This window comes from Polynucleobacter sp. MWH-P3-07-1 (genome assembly GCF_018687555.1).
Taxonomy (GTDB): Bacteria; Pseudomonadota; Gammaproteobacteria; order Burkholderiales; family Burkholderiaceae; genus Polynucleobacter.
Map to the genome: position 1 here is coordinate 139,769 of NZ_CP061296.1, position 19,305 is coordinate 159,073.

Annotated in this window: 17 protein-coding genes; 14 read left to right on the forward strand and 3 right to left on the reverse strand. The window is 46.3% G+C overall.

Going from position 1 to position 19,305, the window contains the following annotated elements:
- Positions 1-5: 5 nt before the first annotated feature.
- The 3 genes from bioD to bioA are packed head-to-tail and all read right to left on the reverse strand — an operon-like array spanning position 6 to position 3,330.
- On the reverse strand, positions 6-737 hold the full coding sequence (bioD, locus tag ICU98_RS00810) for a dethiobiotin synthase (protein ID WP_215352272.1): 732 nt from the start codon (positions 735-737) through the stop codon (positions 6-8).
- Positions 734-1,972 (reverse strand): 8-amino-7-oxononanoate synthase, encoded by a 1,239-nt coding sequence (locus tag ICU98_RS00815; RefSeq protein WP_215352273.1) that lies wholly within the window; start codon positions 1,970-1,972, stop codon positions 734-736. The genes bioD and ICU98_RS00815 overlap by 4 nt, the downstream gene beginning before the upstream one ends.
- Positions 1,969-3,330 carry an adenosylmethionine--8-amino-7-oxononanoate transaminase gene (gene bioA, locus ICU98_RS00820; protein ID WP_215352274.1) on the reverse strand — a complete coding sequence of 454 codons (1,362 nt, stop codon included), beginning with the start codon at positions 3,328-3,330 and terminating at the stop codon, positions 1,969-1,971. The genes ICU98_RS00815 and bioA overlap by 4 nt, the downstream gene beginning before the upstream one ends.
- 88 nt (positions 3,331-3,418) lie before the next feature.
- On the opposite strand from bioA, the gene bioB reads away from it, so the two are divergent.
- The 14 genes from bioB to ICU98_RS00890 all read left to right on the forward strand — a co-directional run bounded on the left by bioB (position 3,419) and on the right by ICU98_RS00890 (position 19,305).
- Positions 3,419-4,456 carry a biotin synthase BioB gene (gene bioB, locus ICU98_RS00825; protein WP_215352275.1) on the forward strand — a complete coding sequence of 346 codons (1,038 nt, stop codon included), beginning with the start codon at positions 3,419-3,421 and terminating at the stop codon, positions 4,454-4,456.
- A gap of 11 nt (positions 4,457-4,467) precedes the next feature.
- The gene (gene coq7, locus ICU98_RS00830) at positions 4,468-5,097 is read left to right on the forward strand and encodes a 2-polyprenyl-3-methyl-6-methoxy-1,4-benzoquinone monooxygenase (protein WP_215352276.1); all 630 of its coding nucleotides are present in this window, start codon (positions 4,468-4,470) and stop codon (positions 5,095-5,097) included.
- A gap of 271 nt (positions 5,098-5,368) precedes the next feature.
- Positions 5,369-5,797 carry a division/cell wall cluster transcriptional repressor MraZ gene (mraZ, locus tag ICU98_RS00835; protein ID WP_215336826.1) on the forward strand — a complete coding sequence of 143 codons (429 nt, stop codon included), beginning with the start codon at positions 5,369-5,371 and terminating at the stop codon, positions 5,795-5,797.
- A 12-nt stretch (positions 5,798-5,809) separates the two neighbouring features.
- The gene (gene rsmH, locus ICU98_RS00840) at positions 5,810-6,754 is read left to right on the forward strand and encodes a 16S rRNA (cytosine(1402)-N(4))-methyltransferase RsmH (RefSeq protein ID WP_215352277.1); all 945 of its coding nucleotides are present in this window, start codon (positions 5,810-5,812) and stop codon (positions 6,752-6,754) included.
- Entirely contained in the window at positions 6,751-7,017 is a 267-nt protein-coding gene (ftsL, locus tag ICU98_RS00845; RefSeq protein ID WP_215336830.1) for a cell division protein FtsL, read from the forward strand. Before rsmH ends, ftsL begins: the two co-directional genes overlap by 4 nt.
- Positions 7,014-8,789, forward strand: coding sequence for a penicillin-binding protein 2 (locus tag ICU98_RS00850; RefSeq protein WP_215336832.1), 1,776 nt, complete (start codon positions 7,014-7,016; stop codon positions 8,787-8,789). Before ftsL ends, ICU98_RS00850 begins: the two co-directional genes overlap by 4 nt.
- 8 nt (positions 8,790-8,797) lie before the next feature.
- Entirely contained in the window at positions 8,798-10,324 is a 1,527-nt protein-coding gene (locus ICU98_RS00855) for a UDP-N-acetylmuramoyl-L-alanyl-D-glutamate--2,6-diaminopimelate ligase (protein ID WP_251365354.1), read from the forward strand.
- Positions 10,324-11,757, forward strand: coding sequence for a UDP-N-acetylmuramoyl-tripeptide--D-alanyl-D-alanine ligase (murF, locus tag ICU98_RS00860; RefSeq protein WP_215352280.1), 1,434 nt, complete (start codon positions 10,324-10,326; stop codon positions 11,755-11,757). The genes ICU98_RS00855 and murF overlap by 1 nt, the downstream gene beginning before the upstream one ends.
- Positions 11,748-12,917 (forward strand): phospho-N-acetylmuramoyl-pentapeptide-transferase, encoded by a 1,170-nt coding sequence (mraY, locus tag ICU98_RS00865; protein ID WP_215352281.1) that lies wholly within the window; start codon positions 11,748-11,750, stop codon positions 12,915-12,917. The genes murF and mraY overlap by 10 nt, the downstream gene beginning before the upstream one ends.
- A 12-nt stretch (positions 12,918-12,929) precedes the next feature.
- Positions 12,930-14,552 (forward strand): UDP-N-acetylmuramoyl-L-alanine--D-glutamate ligase, encoded by a 1,623-nt coding sequence (murD, locus tag ICU98_RS00870; RefSeq protein WP_215352282.1) that lies wholly within the window; start codon positions 12,930-12,932, stop codon positions 14,550-14,552.
- The gene (gene ftsW, locus ICU98_RS00875; protein WP_215336841.1) at positions 14,549-15,820 is read left to right on the forward strand and encodes a putative lipid II flippase FtsW; all 1,272 of its coding nucleotides are present in this window, start codon (positions 14,549-14,551) and stop codon (positions 15,818-15,820) included. Before murD ends, ftsW begins: the two co-directional genes overlap by 4 nt.
- A gap of 20 nt (positions 15,821-15,840) precedes the next feature.
- On the forward strand, positions 15,841-16,890 hold the full coding sequence (gene murG / locus ICU98_RS00880) for an undecaprenyldiphospho-muramoylpentapeptide beta-N-acetylglucosaminyltransferase (RefSeq protein WP_215353033.1): 1,050 nt from the start codon (positions 15,841-15,843) through the stop codon (positions 16,888-16,890).
- Entirely contained in the window at positions 16,887-18,323 is a 1,437-nt protein-coding gene (murC, locus tag ICU98_RS00885) for a UDP-N-acetylmuramate--L-alanine ligase (RefSeq protein ID WP_215352283.1), read from the forward strand. Before murG ends, murC begins: the two co-directional genes overlap by 4 nt.
- Positions 18,316-19,305 carry a D-alanine--D-alanine ligase gene (locus ICU98_RS00890; RefSeq protein ID WP_215352284.1) on the forward strand — a complete coding sequence of 330 codons (990 nt, stop codon included), beginning with the start codon at positions 18,316-18,318 and terminating at the stop codon, positions 19,303-19,305. Before murC ends, ICU98_RS00890 begins: the two co-directional genes overlap by 8 nt.

Consider the following 19,305-nt stretch of genomic DNA (forward strand, 5'->3'; position numbering starts at 1 on the left):
GTCTCTTAAAGGAGCTCTAAATTCAGGTGCTGAGCAGCAAAATCAAGCGCTTCTGTCGAATAGGGCGCATTTTGGGGTTTTACTAAGTGATTGCTGAGGCGAGGAATAAGCCCTAAAAAGGGTGCGGGAATACGAGTTTTTAGGGTTGAGACATTTTCTTCCAGCATGCTCATCGGTTCATTCAATGTATTGGCAACCCATCCTGCCAGCTTGAGTTTGCGCTTGGCAATGGCTTCGCAACTCAAGAGGGCATGATTAATGCAGCCTAAGCGCATCCCAACAACCAAGATCACAGGTAAATCAAAGTTGACAGCCAGATCGCCCATATTTTCTTCAGCATTGATGGGTACTAAAAACCCACCAACACCTTCGACAACAACAGTTGAGAATGTATTTTGTAATTTCTTAAAGGTACTCAAAATGACTTTTGGATCAATCACGATATTTTGAGCAGATGCGCCAAGGTGCGGTGCAACGGGGGCATCTAAGATATATGGACAGAGATCATTTGCGGATGGCGGGTATTGAGTTCTGGTTGCAGATGCAATTCTTAAACTTTCTAAGTCTTCATTGAGAGGTGACCCATCTGCTGCTGGATAGGTACCAGCAACAACTGGCTTGAATCCAACGGAATCAATGTTCATGGCATTGAGTTTCCATAGCAATGCTGCGCTGACGAGCGTTTTACCAACTTCAGTATCGGTGCCTGTAACGAAATAGCCCTTTGCAAGACTCATAGTGATACACCCTCTACAAGCATGCTGGACTCGATCTTTTGTAAGGTTTGAATGAGTTCTTTCACATCATCCACGGTATGGTTTGCAGAAAAAGTAATTCGCAAACGGGCCTTACCCTCAGGGACAGTTGGGGGTCGGATGGCTGGTATCCAATATCCCGCTGCATCCAGCAATTTGGCAGCTTGTAAGGCATGCGCATTGCTGCCGATGATCACAGGCTGAATAGCGCTTGAAGAAGATGCTTTCTGCCAGCATGAGAACACCATTTCCTCATTCCAAAGCTTGATTAATTCATCTAAATGTTTGCGCCTTGTCTTACCCTCAATTCCTTCAATCAGATCAAGACTTTTGGAAACAGCATGCGCAATTGCTGGAGATGTTGCAGTGGTGTAGATGTATGGCCGTCCTTTTTGAATCAGCCATTCAATGAAAGAATCCGCAGCACAAATAAATGCACCGCTGACACCAGCTGCTTTGCCTAAGGTGCCGATATAAATCAATCGCTCAGAGTGAAGATCTAAGTACTCTAGGATGCCATGACCCTTTTCACCGAGTACGCCAAAGCCATGCGCATCGTCGACCATGAGTAATGCATCATATTGGTTCGCTAGCTGCAGTAATGAGTTGAGTGGTGCGAGATCACCATCCATGCTGAAGACGCCATCGATCACGATCAGCTTTAAAGAGGAGGTATCTTTACTCAAGTCCTTCTCAAGCGAAGCAAGATCAAGATGATCAAAAATAGTCACTAAAGCTTGGTGTTGTGAGCTAGCTAAGCGAACGCCATCGATTAATGATGCGTGATTGAGCGCTGCAGAGTAGATATGAGCTTCACCCTTGTTCGCCAATCCAATGAGTCCAGTAATGGCGGTCAGATTCGCCATATAGCCAGTACTAAAAAAAAGGGCGCGTGCATTTGGGATATGTGCACTCTGAAAGCGAGCCAATTGATTTTCGAGTAACTCATGTGCGCGACTATGGCCACTAATGAGATGTGAGGCACCGCTACCAACTCCATATTTTTGGGCGCCATCAGATAATGCTGTTACCAGTGCGGGATGATTAGCGAGCCCTAGATAATCGTTGCTACAAAACGTTTTTAGCGCTCGGTCTCCCACAACAGCATCTACATCGCAGGCTTTTTCATTAATGCGAAGGCTGCGTTTTAGGAGCCCCTCTTCCAGTCGAGTAATGGCTTGATTGACGAGTGTCAGTGCCTTAAACGAATTGCTCATTGCAAAACCTGGTTCAGGGCGCGCTGTACTGCTTGACTCATATTTTGAGTTTCAGATTGAGTCAAAATATATGGAGGCATGACATAGATTGTGTTGCCGATGGGCCTAATTAATATTCCCTCTAAAAGGCTTGCTGCAAACATCTCTCGTGCGAAACGATGCGGCTTTTTTAAAGCCGAAGGTTTAACGTCAAAGGCCAGAATTATGCCTTGCTGGCGCCAATGTTCTAAACGTGGATCTACTTTGGCCCAGCTAAAAGTATTTTTTAGATCTTGTGCTCGCTCAATATTTTTTTCCAAGACCTGGTCTGTTTCAAAGATCGCAAGGGTAGCCAATGCAGCAGCGCAAGCTAGAGGGTTGCCGGTATATGAGTGCGAATGCAAAAATCCCTGAGCAGTTTGATCTTGGTAAAAGGCGCGGTAAATTTTCTCTGTTGTCATAGAAAGTGAAAGCGGTAAGTAACCTCCGCTAATGCCTTTAGACAATGTTAAAAAGTCAGGCCAAATACCAGCATGCTCACAAGCAAAAAATTTACCAGTCCGTCCGCACCCCACTGCAATTTCATCGGCTATCAGATGAATCTCATATTGCTCACATAAGGTCTTCACTCGCCGCAGATACTCTGGAGAGTGCATTGCCATTTGTCCTGCACATTGCACTAAGGGCTCTATGATCAAGGCAGCAATGTTGTGATGTTCTTTAGCAAGAATGGCTTCTAGATCATCTGCAGCTCGAATTGCAACATCTACACTGGACTCCCCTGATATTGCTTTTCGACTATCTGGTGAGGGCGCAATAAAAACCGATTGCAAGAGTGAGCCATAGGCCTCACGAAAGAGGGCAACATCAGTCACTGCTAATGCACCGAGAGTTTCCCCGTGGTAGCTATTCTCAAGGCAAACAAATTTTTTCTTTTCAGTCTTCCCTTGAAGCTGCCAATAGTGATGACTCATCTTTAAGGCAATCTCCACTGCAGAAGCGCCATCAGATGCATAAAACACATGACCCAGATGACCTTGGGTTAAGGCGCTGAGTTTTTCTGAAAGTTCGACAACTGGTGCATGGGTAAACCCAGCCAGCATCACATGCTCAATTTTTTCTAGCTGACTTGTAATGGCTTGGTTAATGCGAGTATTAGCATGGCCAAACAAATTGGTCCACCAGGAGCTGATGCTATCTAAAAATGGATTACCTTTATCGTCGAATAGCCAAGCACCCTCACCACGAGTAATGGCAATGAGTGGTAAAGACTCATGATGTTTCATCTGGGTGCAGGGGTGCCATACTGCTGCCAAACTCCGCTTAACCCAGTTTTTTGAGTCTGGCAAATTCTGCTCGTCAATCCAATGCGTATTCATGATTGATATTTGACCACTAGTTTTCCCTAATTTAAGTCTCTATCTGTTATGTTTGAGGTTTGAATAGGTCATTTCCTGGAAATTCACCATGCTGGACTCGCAAACGATTGAAAAGCCGCTGAATCACATCAAATCGCCAGATCAGCGCATCAAGGAGTTGGATATTGGGGCGACCTGGACCGTTGCCCAAATTGAGGCACTTTTTGCCCTCCCATTTAATGAGTTGATGTTTAAGGCACAAGAGACGCACCGCAGCAACTTCCCAGAGGGTGATGTGGAATTAGCCACCCTCCTGTCGATTAAGACAGGTGGTTGTCCTGAGGATTGTGGCTATTGCCCCCAAGCAGCGCGCTACCACACCGATATCAAAGCCAATAAGCTAATGGACTTGGACGAAGTCTTAGAGGCAGCTAAAGCAGCAAAAGCGGCAGGCTCCAATCGCTTTTGTATGGGTGCAGCCTGGCGTGAACCCAAGGACCGAGATATAGAAAAAGTGACTGCCATGATCAAGGGCGTGAAGGCGCTTGGTCTAGAGACCTGTGCAACCCTGGGTATGCTAGAAGCCAATCAGGCTAAGGCTTTGCAGGAAGCGGGCCTGGATTTTTATAACCACAACCTGGATACCAGCGAAGATTTTTATCGCTCTGTCATCACCACTAGAGACTACCAAGACCGCCTCGATACGTTAGATCATGTGCGCGCAGCTGGGATGTCAGTCTGTTGTGGTGGCATTGTGGGTATGGGTGAGTCACGCCAGCAAAGGGCCGCTTTTATTGCCCGCCTTGCCAACCTGAAGCCTTACCCAGAGTCTGTGCCGATTAACCATTTGGTGCCTGTTGTAGGTACACCTTTGGCCGACCAAGAACCTTTAGATCCTCTGGAGTTTGTTCGCACGATCGCAGTGGCTCGCATCACCATGCCTCGTGCCAGAGTGCGTTTATCCGCGGGTCGCCAGGAGCTGGGTAGAGCCGTTCAGGCAATGTGTTTTCAGGCTGGAGCAAACTCGATTTTCTATGGTGAGCAACTACTTACTACCGGTAATCCTGAGGCGGAACAAGACCTCGCTCTTTTGAAAGAGTTGGGTCTCAAGACCAAGTCGAGCTGCAAGGCTGAGGTTCAGGTCTAGGATTTTTGCCTATGTTTTTGTCAGATCGCCTGATTATTGAGTTTGATACTGCCCTGAAATCGATTTCAGGCGGAGCCCATTCTCGACGCTCGATTCCGAAAAATGAAGTTCAGGGTAAAACCCCTTTAAGTGAAACAGAGCGTGCACATTCTGCAGGTTTAATGCGCGTCAATCACGTGGGTGAAGTTTGTGCCCAGGCACTCTACCAATCACAAAAATTTTTAGCACGAGACCCTCAAATTCAAGAGATGCTCAAGCACTCTGCAGAAGAGGAGATGGATCATCTTGCTTGGTGTGAAACACGGTTAAAAGAGTTGGGCTCACATACAAGCTATCTCAATCCATTTTGGTATGCTGGATCCTTTGCAATTGGCTTGCTAGCTGGCTTAGCGGGTGATCAATGGAGTTTAGGTTTTGTTGCTGAAACCGAAAAACAGGTTGAGAATCACCTTCAAAGTCACTTATCGACTTTGCCTGAAAATGATCAGCAGTCTCGTGCGATTGTCGAGCAAATGCGCCTTGATGAAATCGAGCACGGCAAAGAGGCGATGGAAGCTGGTGGAGTGGTTTTGCCTCCGACAGTTCAGAAGCTAATGGAAGCAAGTTCTAAGCTGATGACGAGCAGTGCTTACAAAATCTAAATCACACGTTTTTTGAATATCGAAAAATAAATATACTGTGATTAAAAACAGTGTATTTCTGTCATATTTAGCTCTATAGCTAAGACCTACTATTAAGTATATTAGCCAAGTTATTGTTTAAAAGAGAGATTTTATTCTCAGTATTTTATGAACAGACAACGCTAAGTGTTTGTAAACACTAGAGAATTTCCTAAAAAAACCCCTTAAAACACTTGACCCTCGGTATTTGATCCTCTAAAGTGGGAGGAAGTGTGAAAAAGTGGGGTAAATCGTGTTTCAAGGTGCTTCAGCTCTCAATTTAGATGCAAAAGGTCGCATGTCTGTGCCGGCCAAGCATCGTGACGCCTTGTTGGTTCAGGGCGAAGGTAGAGTGACCCTAACCAAACACCCCGATGGCTGCTTGCTGTTATTCCCCAGGCCTGAGTGGGAAACCTTTCGTTCCCGCGTTGCTCAGTTGCCGATGGATGCGCATTGGTGGCGCAGAATATTTTTAGGAAGTGCTGCAGATGTTGAGTTAGACAGTGCAGGCAGAATTTTGGTCAGTCCAGAGTTGCGTTCAGCTGCAGGCATTGAAAAAGAAGTGATGCTTCTCGGAATGGGAAGTCACCTCGAATTGTGGGATGCGGCAAGCTATGCTGCAAAAGAGCAGGCTGCCATTGCACAAGGCATGCCTGAGGCACTCAAGCAATTTAATTTTTAATGATTGAGTGCCATGAACCATACACATCGCCCAGTACTTCTGGCCGAGGCGGTGACCGCTTTAATCGATGGGCCACTGCTTCAAGATCAAACCAAAAAGATTGTCATCATCGATGGGACGTTTGGGCGAGGCGGGCATTCACAGCGGTTACTGAGCAAGTTGAATACAAATGCACGTTTGATGGCATTCGACAAAGACTTGGATGCCATTGCAGTAGCAAAAGCAATCAAGGATCCAAGGTTTTCCATCATTCACAGCAGCTTTGCACAGATGGATCAGTACGCCGAACCAGCATCGATCGATGGAATTTTGTTGGATCTTGGAATCAGCTCACCTCAAGTAGACGAAGCGCATCGTGGATTTTCATTTCGACGGGATGGACCGCTCGATATGCGAATGAATACGGATCACGGAATCACGGCAGCGGAGTGGTTAGAGCAGGCGCCGCAGGAGGAAATCAGTAAAGTGATTAAGACCTACGGAGAAGAGCGCTTCGCATCACAAATTGCCAAAGCTATTGTTGCTAAGCGTGAGGAAGGCTTGTCTCCTAAAACGACCTTGCAGTTAGCAAATTTGGTGGCTAGCGTGGTTCGCACTCGCGAGCCAGGTCAAGATCCTGCTACACGTACTTTTCAGGCATTGCGGATTTTTATTAATCGGGAATTAGAAGACCTTGAGTTGGGTCTTAAAGCTGCTTTAAGTTTGCTTAAACCAGGCGCACGCTTAGCCGTCATTAGTTTCCACTCTCTTGAAGATCGCATCGTCAAACAATTCTTGCAAGCGCATGCCAAAGTGGAAGTGCCTCGCGGTTTGCCTCTGCGGGAAAAAGATTTGCCACAAAGCGCCCTTGAAATCATCGCTCGAATTCGTCCAGGCGAGGAAGAACTTAAAGAAAACCCTCGTGCACGCTCGGCCATTATGCGAGTGGCAGAAAAAAGAATGGGGGCGTTAGCATGAACCGCGCAACCTTTACTTTGCTCGCTCTGCTATTGATTTGTGCTTTGTCGCTCGTAGCTGCACAACAGCGGGCGCGTAAATTATTTGTTGCCATTGAGCAAGTGCAAAACGAAGAGCGTCGATTAAATCAAGATTGGCTACGCTTGGAATATGAGCAGCGTAACCTTTCAAAATCTTCACGTATTCGTGACACTGCTCGCAATCAATTGCACATGTCACCCATCTCTCCTGAACGTACTTTGTACATTAAGGAGAGCAAATGAGACCAGTTGGTTTTTCGACTACCCCGAATTTAGTGTTGCGTCTGCCAATGTGGCGGTCGCGCTTGATGTTATTCATGCTGTTCTTTGTTTTCATGCTACTTTTATTAAGAGCATTCTGGATTCAAGGTCCGGGCAATGCTTTTTATGAAGCAAAAGCAGTACGAGGAACTCAGCGCGAGCTTGAATTGCCAGCAAGTCGCGGCAAGATTTTGGATCGCAATGGCAATGTCATCGCAACCAGTCTTGAGGCGAAATCCGTGATCGCTTATAACGATACCGTGCCTGATGATTTATCGTCAGAAAAGATTCGTCAGCTAGCAAACCTCTTGCAAATGAATGAATCAGACTTGCGTAAAAAACTCAAAGAAGAGCGCAAGCAAGTTTTCTTGAAGCGACAGGTTGATCCTGCAGTAGCTCAGCAAATTAAACAATTAGAAATACCGGGTATTGGACTAAACAATGAGTACCGTCGCTTTTACCCAGAGGGTGAAGCGATGGCTCACGTTGTAGGCTTCACCAATGTGGAAGACCGCGGCCAAGAAGGCATGGAGCTCTCACATGAAAAAGAGCTGGCTGCTCGTCCTGGGCAACGGCGCGTTGTGGTCGATCGTTTAGGTCGAGTTGTTGAGGATGTTGCTATTGAGCAAGAACCACAAAATGGAAAAGATTTGCAGTTGTCCATTGATAGCAAGATTCAATATCTTGCCTATAACGCCGTCAAGAGTGCGGTTGAGCAGCATCATGCTAAAGCAGGTGGGGCAGTCGTTTTAGATACTCAAACTGGGGAGATCTTGGCTTTAGCGAATTACCCAAGCTATAACCCGAATGATCGTCGTAATTTGACTGGCGAGCAACTTCGCAATCGCGTGCTCACCGATACTTTTGAGCCTGGCTCAACGATAAAACCTTTCACAATCTCAACGGCATTAGAGAAGGGTGCCATCACTCCTAATACGAATATGGTGATTGGTGCGAGTTATTTGATTGGCCCTAAACCTATTACGGATACCCATCCCTATGGAAATCTAACGGTCTCACAAGTGATCCAAAAATCAAGCAATATTGGAACGGCCAAAATTGCGATGAATAATCTCTCGCCTGAAGAGATGTGGAATATGTATACAGCCGTTGGTTTTGGCCAGGCCCCCAAGATTGGTTTTCCTGGTTCCGTATCTGGAACATTGCATCCCTATCAAAAATGGGTTCCATCCGATCAGGCGCGCATTGCATTTGGTTATGGAATCTCTGCATCCCTATTTCAGGTTGCACGCGCTTACACCATTTTTGCGCGTGACGGAGAGCTAGTTCCTTTGACGATACAGCGCAGCTCAGAAGTTAAGCCAGGTGTAAGAGTGATTTCTGCCAAAACTGCGATTGAGATGCGCAGCATGCTTGAGACAGTAACTGAACCAGGTGGTACAGCCGTCAAAGCCCAAGCAGATGGTTATCGGGTAGGTGGCAAAACTGGTACAGCACATAAGTTGGTTGGTAAAGGTTATGGTAATTCTTATCGTGCTTATTTTGCCGGCATTGCACCGATCAGTTCGCCACGAATTGTCGTGGCCGTGATGGTTGATGAGCCCACTGGCGGGAGTCACTATGGTGGTGATGTTGCGGCCCCTGTGTTCTCAACCATTGTGAGTGAGACTTTGAGAACCTTGAATGTCTTACCCGATGCCAATATTAAGCAAATGGTATCTGATGATGTAAAGCCTCCTGTTGAGAATCAGGCAACAGGACTAAAAGCTCAACAAGTGGTTTTGAAAAGATGAGGGTGGCAGTGCATATTGAACCCAATCACTTGATTGAGCATTTACAAAAAATGGTAGCTCCCGCCGCCAAGATTAAAAGCGATAGTCGACAAATCAAATTAGGCGATATCTTTTTTGCCTATCCCGTTGGTCATGGCAAGGCACTTCGTGATGGTCGACTGTATATCGCTGCTGCTCTTGAGGGTGGTGCTAAAGCAGTGGTTTATGACCCGACTGACATGGATGATCAGTTTGAAGATCACCCACAGTGCTTTGCAGTTCAGAATCTAGCAAAATATGCAGGAGTTATCAGTGCGGAGTGGTATGGCAACCCCAGTCTCGATCTCAATGTAGTTGGGGTTACTGGTACCAATGGGAAGACGAGTATTACCCAGTGGATTGCTCAGGCTCTAGATACTCCCACTCAGCGTGCAGCTGTGATTGGCACACTAGGAGCGGGGCTGTCGGGTTCCTTAATTCAGACGGGGTATACGACCCCAGATGCGCCGACATTGCAGACGCAGTTAAGTAGCTTGCGTGATCAAGGCGCCAAACAATTGGCCATTGAAGTCTCTTCTCATGCTTTAGATCAAGAGCGTATTGCCGGACTCAATATAAATTGCGCAGTATTTAGCAATTTGAGTCAAGATCATTTGGACTATCACGCCAATATGGGAGAGTATGCCCAGGCAAAAGCAAAATTATTTACGCAGCCCGGCTTAAAAAATGTTGTTCTGAACATGGATGATCCTTTTGGAAGAGAGCTTGCAATGCAAGCACTGACTAGGAATACCGTTAATGTTTGGGGCTACGGATTAGATCAAAGCACCTTTCAGGGTTTTGAAAAATTTGGTGACCGTTTACAGCGGGTACACGCAAAAGACTTGGTCATGAGTAGCAATGGCTATGACGCCGTATTTGTTTATGGAGGTCATGGCTCACAAGCGCTTCATATTCCGGTGATCGGGGAATTTAATGTCAGCAATTGTTTGGCAGTCTTTGCTGTTTTACTCAGCCAAGGTTTGGGTATTGCAGAAGCTAGTAAGCGAATTAGTAAATTAAAACCCGTCATAGGTCGTATGGAGTTAGTGCAGCTCAATAAAGCTGGGCCATTGGTGATCGTTGATTACGCTCATACCCCAGATGCCTTAGAAAAAGTGCTCAATACCTTGCGCCCCATTGCGGATCAACGTCAGGGTAAGCTCTGGTGCGTCTTTGGTTGTGGCGGCGATCGTGATATCAACAAGCGCCCACAGATGGGGCGAGTGGTAGAGCAATTTTCTGATGAAGTAATCATCACCAGCGATAACCCCAGATCAGAAGATCCTCATGCAATTATTGACATGATTCGATCTGGAATGGGAGTGTCAGTAAGTAAAGCGCAAATTATTATCGATCGGGCTGCTGCCATTATGTCGGCTGTGCGTCATGCAAAAGAAGCGGATGTTGTGCTGGTGGCAGGTAAGGGGCATGAGTCGACCCAGGAAATTAGCGGTAAGAAATTTGACTTCTCTGATCAAGAGCACATTCTTTTAGCGGCAGGAGGGGTGATCTGATGCACGCGATGACCAATCTTGCAGAAATTCATCAAATGCTACCCGGTAGCGAATTACTGAATATTGCCCTTGAGAAATCTCATGAAGTCAGTGTTTCTGGGATCAGTAGTGATACCAGAAAAATACAGCCAGGCGAATTTTTTATTGCTTTAAGTGGTGAGCATTTTGATGCACATCAGTTTTTAGGAGAGATTGCAAAATCTGCTGCCAGTGCTGCCATGATTAGCAATCCAAGTCAGTGCCCAGAGAATTTAGCAGCGGTATGTGTCACAGACACTCGAGAAGGCCTTGGTCAACTGGCTAAAGCATGGAGAGCAAAGCATCCCATTCCTCTCGCACTAGTTACTGGTAGTAATGGTAAGACTACCGTTAAAGAAATGATTGCTGCAATATTTAGAAGTGCTGTGGGTGAGTCCGCAACCTTAGTAACCCAAGGTAATCTCAATAATGACATTGGATTGCCATTAACCCTACTACGCCTGCGTTCATCTGATCATCTGGCGGTGATTGAGTTGGGTATGAATCATCCTGGTGAAACTGCTGAGTTAGCAGCGATTGCCCAAGCGAATATTGCACTGATTAATAATGCACAACGAGAGCACCAAGAGTTTATGGCCAGTGTTGCCGCTGTAGCTCAAGAGCATTCTGATGTATTAAAAGCATTGCCATTGAATGGTGTAGCGGTCTTTCCAGCCGATTCTGAATATAGCTCCTTATGGAAAAAAGTAGCAGGTGATCGCAAAGTGATTGATTTTGCACTTTCTGCTCCAGCTGCAGTTTCGGGAGTTCTGTTGGGCAATGGGCATTTACAAATCAACACTGACAATGGATCCATTGAAGTTCAATTGAAAACTCTGGGTCTACACAATGCTTCCAATGCCCTTGCTGCAGCAGCAGTAGCTTTAGCAGCCAATCTCAGTCTAAAAAATATTCAAAACGGTTTAGAAGCCTTCTCCCCAGTGAGTGGTCGGATGCAGTCCAGTCAATTGAATGCACAGTGCACCTTAATTGACGATAGTTATAACGCGAATCCAGATTCTGTTCGTGCAGCCATCGATGCTTTAAAGCAAACGCGCGGAGCTAGTTGGCTAGTGTTGGGCGATATGGGTGAAGTGGGAGAGCAAGGCCCTGCATTTCATCATGAGGTAGGGGTCTACGCTGCACAGCAAGGCATTGATCAATTGTTTGCGATTGGGGAGCAGTCTCAATTAGCAGTCCAGGGTTTCAATGAGATTAAACAAAAGCACCAGCTGGATTCGCGTGCTATGCACTTTGCAGAGTTAGACAATTTACAAGCAGATCTAGCTCTCGCTTTAAAAACAAAATGCACTGAGTCTGCAGAAAAAATTCATATTTTGATTAAAGGTTCTCGGTTTATGCGTATGGAGCGAGTCGTAAAAGCCTTGCAAGAGGAGGCCAATACATGTTCTTAATCTTGGCGCAATGGTTACAAGACGATCTCGGTTTCTTGCGGGTCTTTAACTACATTACTTTCCGCGCTGTGATGGCTACGTTAACAGCCCTATTAATTGGTTTGATTTCAGGCCCTTGGGTGATTCGCAAATTAACAGCATTAAAAATGGGTCAATCCGTACGAAGCGACGGACCACAAAGCCACTTGGTGAAGACCGGGACACCCACGATGGGTGGGGTCCTCATTTTGTTGGGAATTTTTATCTCCTGTATTTTGTGGGCAGATTTAACGAACCGCTTTATCTGGATCGTGATGATTGTGACTTTTGGATTTGGTGTAGTGGGCTGGGTTGATGATTATCGTAAGGTTGCACGTAAAGATCCCAAGGGAATGAGTTCAAGAGAAAAATTCTTTTGGCAGACCCTGATTGGATTATTTGCAGCAATCTATCTGGCATTCTCAGTTTCAGAAATCAACAATCTCAAAGTCCTGCAATTGTTTCTAGACTGGCTCCGCAGCGGGTTTGCGCTAGATCTTCCAGCGAAGACAAACTTGTTATTGCCATTCATGAAAGAGGTGAGCTATCCCTTGGGCATGATGGGCTTCATTATCTTGAGTTATTTTGTGATCGTAGGCAGCAGTAATGCCGTCAATCTCACAGATGGTCTCGATGGGTTAGTGATCATGCCGGTGATCTTAGTTGGTGCTGCCCTGGGTGCATTTGCCTATATCATGGGTAATGCAATCTATGCAAAATATTTGCTTTTTCCATACATACCTGGCGCTGGCGAGTTAATGATCTTTTGTGGCGCAATGGGTGGCGCGGGATTGGCATTCCTTTGGTACAACACTCATCCTGCACAAGTCTTCATGGGAGATGTTGGTGCGCTTGCCCTGGGCGGTGCTCTAGGAACTATTGCTGTAATTGTCCGTCAGGAGATTGTTCTTTTCGTCATGGGCGGAATTTTTGTTGCAGAAACATTCTCAGTGATGCTCCAAGTATTTTGGTTCAAGTACACCAAGAAAAGATATGGTGAAGGGCGGCGTATTTTTCGGATGGCGCCACTACATCATCACTTTGAGTTGGGCGGCTGGAAAGAAACGCAAGTGGTAGTGCGTTTTTGGATTATTACGATCCTGTTGGTGTTAGTTGGCTTATCAAGCCTGAAATTACGGTAAGCCTAGAATCCTATGTTGAATATTCAAAACCCTTTTGCCAACCCTAAAGCGACTGTAGATTCGGTCACAAAGACCCCAAGTCATTTTTTAATCTTAGGCTTAGGTGAGTCTGGCGTAGCAATGGCGAAATGGTGCTTGCGTAATGGTGCAAAGGTTTGTTTAGCAGACACACGTAATCCTGAGAAATTTTCAGAGCAGCAAAAAGCGTGGTTAGCCGAGCTTGAGCAGGCAGGTTTGCAGGATGTCCAATACGGTCCTTTGGCTAATGACTTGCTAAAAGAAGTTGATGTTATTGGCATCAGCCCTGGTTTATCACCAATTCAAGAGCCCATTCAATCTTTCTTAGCAACAGCGCAGGAAAGTAATGTTGAAGTGTGGAGTGAGATTGAGTTTTTTGCCCGCGCGATTGCAGCAATAGCCCTCATCCAAGCAGAAGGTCTGCCTGCCTATATTCCAAAGGTGCTAGCTATAACTGGGACGAATGGCAAAACGACGACTACCGCATTAACGGGTCAACTCTGTGAGCGGGCTGGTAAGAAGGTGGCGGTGGCTGGCAACATCAGTCCTGCTGCGCTTGATAAGCTTCAACAGTGTTTAAACGAAGCAGATCAGTTCAGTGATATGCCAGACGTATGGGTGTTGGAATTGTCGAGCTTTCAGTTGCTATTTACATCTAGCTTAAATGCAACTGCAGCGACTGTTCTCAATATCACCCAGGATCATTTGGATTGGCATGGTGATATGCAGTCATATGCTAATGCAAAAGCACGAATTTTTGGCTCTGACTCTATTTGTATCTTGAATCGTGATGATTCTCTTGTGCTCGATTTGCTCTCTGAAGAAGAGAAGCTCAATAGATCGGTTGTGACCTTTGGTGCTGGACGTCCAGATGAGCAGGGTGCATTTGGTATTGAGCGAGATTTACGTGCAGGCGGAATTGATTGGTTAGTGTGGGCTGAGGTCGATGAGAATCAAGAGCCAAAACCCAAGCGCCGTCGTAAATCGGTCACTCCAGACGATGAAGAAGAATTGCGACTCAAGCGTTTAATACCAGCCGATGCACTGAAAATTCGGGGACGTCATAATGCTCTTAATGCCTTAGCTGCACTGGCTCTAGCCCGTTCCGCAGGTTTACCAATGAGTCTGCTCTTGCATGGTTTACGGGATTACGAGGGCGAGCCTCATCGTGTACAAAGTATTGGCATTGTTGCTGATGTTGAGTATGTTGATGACAGTAAAGGCACCAATGTTGGCGCCACAGTGGCAGCATTAAATGGCCTAGCGAATAACGAGTCTAGAAAAAGAATCTGGTTGATCGCCGGTGGGGATGGTAAAGGCCAAGATTTTTCGCCACTTCGCGAACCTGCACTGCGTTTTATTAAAGGTGCCTTCTTGATTGGCAAAGATGCAAACCTCATTGCAGATGCGCTCGGTAATGAGGTTTCTTGCACTATCAGTGAGACTCTAGCTAATGCAGTTCATCAAGCGGCTCATCAAGCCCAATCTGGCGATATTGTTTTGTTATCTCCCGCCTGTGCCAGCTTTGATCAGTTCAAAGATTACATCGCGCGTGCAGATGCTTTTGTATCCGAAGTGGCTGAATTAGGTATGCAGATCGATGGAGTTCATGTATGAGCTTAAAAGATAAGTTATTTCCTGATAATCGTTTAGGGCTCGATCGCTTCTGGAGTTTTTCTCGCGGTGGAATCAATAATTTCCGGAGCGGCTTAAGAGACGCTGTCTCGGGGGTTGAGCAGACCCGCTCTCGCATGATGGAGTATGACCAATTATTAGTTTGGGCAGTACTATCGCTCACGCTGATTGGTTTGGTGATGGTTTACTCGGCATCGATCACTTTAGCTGATGGGCCAAAATACTCAAGCTATAGCAGTAATCACTTTTTGATTCGGCATTTAATTTCTTTGGCAATTGCTTTAGGCGTTGGTATCTGGGCATTTAAGATTCCAAGCAAGGTTTGGGATCGTTATTCGCCGATTATTTTTGGTGTAACGCTGCTGTTATTAATAGCAGTTCTGATTCCTGGACTTGGTAAGGGTGTGAATGGAGCAAAGCGCTGGATTCCACTGGGATTAATGAACTTCCAGCCGTCTGAACTCATGAAGTTTGCTACGGTAATCTTTGCGGCAACCTATACCGTTCAACGCCAGGAGCATTTGCATACATTTATCAAGGGCATGTTACCGATGGGTATTGCAGTGGCTCTAGTTGGCGCACTGTTAATGCTTGAGCCCGATATGGGCGCGTTTATTGTGGTTGCCCTGATTGCTTTCGGCATTCTCTTCCTCGGTGGAATCAATGCCAAATTATTTGGAGGCTTGGTCTTAGTTGGGATTACGAGTGCCTCTACCATCATTGCACTATCTCCATTCCGACGTGGACGCATTCTGGCTTTTATGGATCCATGGCAGGTGGATAACGCTGCTAATAAGGGCTACCAGCTCACTCATTCTTTGATGGCTTTCGGACGTGGCGAATGGTTTGGTACTGGTTTGGGTGGCAGCGTCGAAAAACTCCATTACCTTCCTGAAGCGCACACCGATTTTATTTTGGCAGTCATTGGTGAAGAGCTCGGGTTTGTTGGTGTACTCGTGATGATCTTCTTGTTTTACTGGATAGTGCGCCGCTCGTTCATGATCGGCCGTACCGCACTGCAATTGGATCGCAGCTTTGCAGGTTTAGCTGCGAAGGGAGTAGGCATTTGGATTGGTTGGCAAGCCTTCATCAATATGGGCGTGAATTTAGGACTCCTGCCAACTAAAGGTTTGACTCTCCCTTTGGTGAGCTATGGTGGCTCAGGAATATTGATGAATGCCATTGCGATCGCTATGCTGTTACGCATCGATTATGAAAATCGAGTCCTGATGCGGGGAGGAAAGCTGTGACCCAACCCTCAATCTTGGTGATGGCTGGTGGTACGGGAGGACATATCTTCCCTGGCCTAGCTGTTGCTCAATACCTGAGAGCCCATGGTTGGCAAGTTTCTTGGTTAGGTAACCAAAACGGTATGGAATACCGCCTTGTGAATGCTGCAAAGATATCTTTCGAGTCAGTAGATTTTGGTGGCTTGCGCGGTAAGGGACTAAAAGCTAAATTGATGTTGCCGATTAATTTGGTGCGAGCCAGTTTGCAGAGTTTCCAGATTATGCGTCGTCTCAAACCAAGCGTGGTCTTGGGTATGGGCGGCTATATTACTTTCCCAGGCGGTTTAGTTTCGGTACTCTTGAGACGACCATTAGTCTTGCATGAATCCAACTCCATCCCTGGCAGCGCTAATCATGCCCTCGCAAAGATCGCGAGAAAAACCTTGACCGGTTTTCCAAATACGATGTCAGATGCTGAGTGGGTGGGAAATCCCATACGTCAAGATTTTGATCAGCTAGCTTCTCCTGTAGAACGCTACAGCGTACGGCAAGGCCCTTTATCTATCCTGGTAGTAGGCGGCAGCTTGGGTGCTGCAGCTCTAAATCAAGCAGTGCCAGCAGCCCTGGCTTTAATACCCGCAAGCTCTCGACCAAAGGTAATTCATCAGGCGGGTGAGAAGCATCTTCAAGATCTTGAGCATTTATATTCAAGCCTGGGAGTGCAGGCAGATATCCGCAGTTTTATTGACGACATGCCTACTGCTTATGCGAATGCAGATCTTGTGATCTGTCGCTCAGGTGCAATGACAATTTCAGAATTGGCAGCAGCAGGAGTAGCCTCTTGTTTGGTTCCGTTTCCATTTGCCATTGATGATCATCAAACTGCTAATGCCCGTTTCTTAGCAGATGCTCATGCAGCAATCTTGTTGCCACAAACCCAACTGAATCCAGATGACTTGGCTCGAATGATTCAGGGAGTGAGTCGTGATGCTTTATTGAAGATGGCAGAGCACGCTCATGCCTTAGCTAAACCACAAGCTACAGTTCGGGTTGCTCAAGTATGTGCAGAAGCTGCGGGGGTAGCGCTATGAAGCATATCGTTCAACAAATTCACTTTATTGGTATCGGCGGCGCTGGTATGAGCGGTATTGCTGAGGTACTTCTCAATTTAGGTTATCAAGTATCAGGTTCTGACTTAGCCGAGAGTGTATCTACTCAGCGCTTGAAGGCATTGGGCGCAGTCATTCACATTGGACATGATCCAAAAAATATTGGTACAGCAGAAGCAGTTGTTATTTCAACTGCAGTTGCTGGCAATAACCCCGAAGTGCTTGCAGCACGTGCAGCCAAAATTCCAGTGATTCAGCGCGCAGTGATGCTAGGTGAATTAATGCGTCTCAAGCAGGGTATTGCGATCGCTGGAACGCACGGTAAAACAACTACCACCAGCTTGGTGGCCTCCGTTCTAGCAGAGGGTGGCTTAGATCCGACTTTTGTGATTGGTGGGAAATTAAATTCTGCTGGTGCAAATGCGCGCTTAGGACAGGGTGACTTTATTGTGGTTGAAGCAGATGAGTCTGATGCTTCCTTTTTACAGCTTTTTCCTGCAATGGAAGTGGTCACCAATATTGATGCTGACCACATGGATACTTATCAACATGATATGGCTCGCCTCAAACAGGCGTTTGTGCAATTTATTCAGCGCATGCCATTCTATGGAGTAGCAGTACTCTGTATTGATGATGTCAATGTTCGCGACATTATTCCATTTGTTTCCCAGCCTGTTTTACGCTACGGCTTATCAGATGATGCGGATATTCGTGCAACTGATGTGCGTGCAGAGGGAACATCAATGCGCTTTACAGTGGAGCGCCGGACAGTCAGAAGACACGGTAATAAGCCCGGCCCACTCCAGATTTCTTTAAATCTACCGGGTCTACACAATGTCAGAAATGCCTTGGCAGCGATTGGTATTGCAACTGAACTTGGCGTAAGTGACCAAGCCATTGTCAAAGCCCTATCCGAATTTAGTGGTGTAGGCCGTCGATTCCAACGCTATGGCGAAATCCCACTTGCCAGTGGCGGTAGCTTTACCTTGATTGATGACTATGGTCATCACCCCGTTGAAATGGCTGCGACTTTATCAGCAGCAAGAGGGGCTTATCCTGATCGTCGTTTAGTGTTGGCTTTCCAGCCACATCGATTTACTAGAACCCGTGATTGCTTCGGTGAGTTTGTCCAAGTCCTGAAAAATTTTGACGCACTCGTATTGACTGAAGTCTATCCAGCAGGAGAGGCTAAGATTCCTGGGGCAGATGGTAAGAGCCTATTAAAGGCAGTAGTAGCTGAAGCGGGCACTCAAACTGCTGATCTAGATCCTAAACAGACGGCTTTTGCGAGCACCATTCTTGAGATGCCAGAAAAAATTACTGGTCTTCTGCGTGATGGTGATGTCTTAATTACGATGGGGGCAGGCTCCATTTCCAATCTGTCGCATGTCTTAGCGGAGGCTAAGCATGCATAGTCAATGGGGTCAACGCGTTCATCGTGAGCTAGCCAAGCTCGATATCCAATCTTTAGGTCGAGTTGGCGTATTGCTTGGTGGGCGTTCTGGTGAGCGAGAAATTTCATTGATGTCAGGCAATGGTGTTTTAGAAGCCCTGCATCTAAAAGGTGTGGATGCACATCCTTTTGATCCGGGACTTCGATCTCCTGCTGAACTGGCGCAAGAAAAATTTGATCGAATCTTTATCTCATTACATGGACGATATGGCGAAGATGGAACTATTCAAGGTTTACTTGAGCTCTTAAATATCCCATATACGGGAAGCGGCGTCCTTGCCTCTGCATTATCGATCGACAAAATTGTCACCAAACAAGTGTGGCTCAGTAATGGCCTATCGACACCAGTGTTTGTTGAGTTGACTGCCAATAGCGACTGGGATGCGGTAGCAGAAAAATTAGGCTTACCTCTGATTGTGAAGCCTGCACATGAGGGCTCATCTTTAGGGTTAACGAAGGTGAAGAGTGTCAGCGATTTACCGGCAGCTTACGAGTTAGCAGCAAAGATTGATACGAAGATCATTGCCGAAACTTGCATCATCGGAGATGAGCTAACCTGTCCATTAGTGGGAGAGGGCGCTAGTGCTGAAGCTCTACCAGTAATCAAAATTGTTCCGCCGGATGCTAACTATGATTTTCATCATAAGTACTTTTCGGACGAAACAAAATATTTATGCCCAACAGGCCTGCCCGAAGAGATCAATCTTGCTGTTCAGAATTTGGCTCTTGCTGCTTATAAAGCCCTCGGTTGCCGGACTTGGGGTCGGGCAGATGTGATGATCGATCAGAAGACTGACAAGCCCTACTTGCTGGAAATGAATACTTCCCCTGGGATGACTTCCCATTCATTGGTCCCGATGGCTGCCAAAGCTGCTGGTATCGAGTATGCAGATTTAGTGCTTTGGATATTGAGCCAGACTCTAAAACAAGAGGGGGTTGCATAA

Coding starts and splice junctions, on each gene's coding strand:
- bioD (WP_215352272.1), bottom strand. CDS start 737: ATGAGTCTTGCAAAGGGCTATTTCGTTACAGGCACCGATACTGAAGTT.
- ICU98_RS00815 (WP_215352273.1), bottom strand. CDS start 1,972: ATGAGCAATTCGTTTAAGGCACTGACACTCGTCAATCAAGCCATTACT.
- bioA (WP_215352274.1), bottom strand. CDS start 3,330: ATGAATACGCATTGGATTGACGAGCAGAATTTGCCAGACTCAAAAAAC.
- bioB (WP_215352275.1), top strand. CDS start 3,419: ATGCTGGACTCGCAAACGATTGAAAAGCCGCTGAATCACATCAAATCG.
- coq7 (WP_215352276.1), top strand. CDS start 4,468: ATGTTTTTGTCAGATCGCCTGATTATTGAGTTTGATACTGCCCTGAAA.
- rsmH (WP_215352277.1), top strand. CDS start 5,810: ATGAACCATACACATCGCCCAGTACTTCTGGCCGAGGCGGTGACCGCT.
- ftsL (WP_215336830.1), top strand. CDS start 6,751: ATGAACCGCGCAACCTTTACTTTGCTCGCTCTGCTATTGATTTGTGCT.
- ICU98_RS00850 (WP_215336832.1), top strand. CDS start 7,014: ATGAGACCAGTTGGTTTTTCGACTACCCCGAATTTAGTGTTGCGTCTG.
- murF (WP_215352280.1), top strand. CDS start 10,324: ATGCACGCGATGACCAATCTTGCAGAAATTCATCAAATGCTACCCGGT.
- mraY (WP_215352281.1), top strand. CDS start 11,748: ATGTTCTTAATCTTGGCGCAATGGTTACAAGACGATCTCGGTTTCTTG.
- murD (WP_215352282.1), top strand. CDS start 12,930: ATGTTGAATATTCAAAACCCTTTTGCCAACCCTAAAGCGACTGTAGAT.
- ftsW (WP_215336841.1), top strand. CDS start 14,549: ATGAGCTTAAAAGATAAGTTATTTCCTGATAATCGTTTAGGGCTCGAT.
- murG (WP_215353033.1), top strand. CDS start 15,841: ATGGCTGGTGGTACGGGAGGACATATCTTCCCTGGCCTAGCTGTTGCT.
- murC (WP_215352283.1), top strand. CDS start 16,887: ATGAAGCATATCGTTCAACAAATTCACTTTATTGGTATCGGCGGCGCT.
- ICU98_RS00890 (WP_215352284.1), top strand. CDS start 18,316: ATGCATAGTCAATGGGGTCAACGCGTTCATCGTGAGCTAGCCAAGCTC.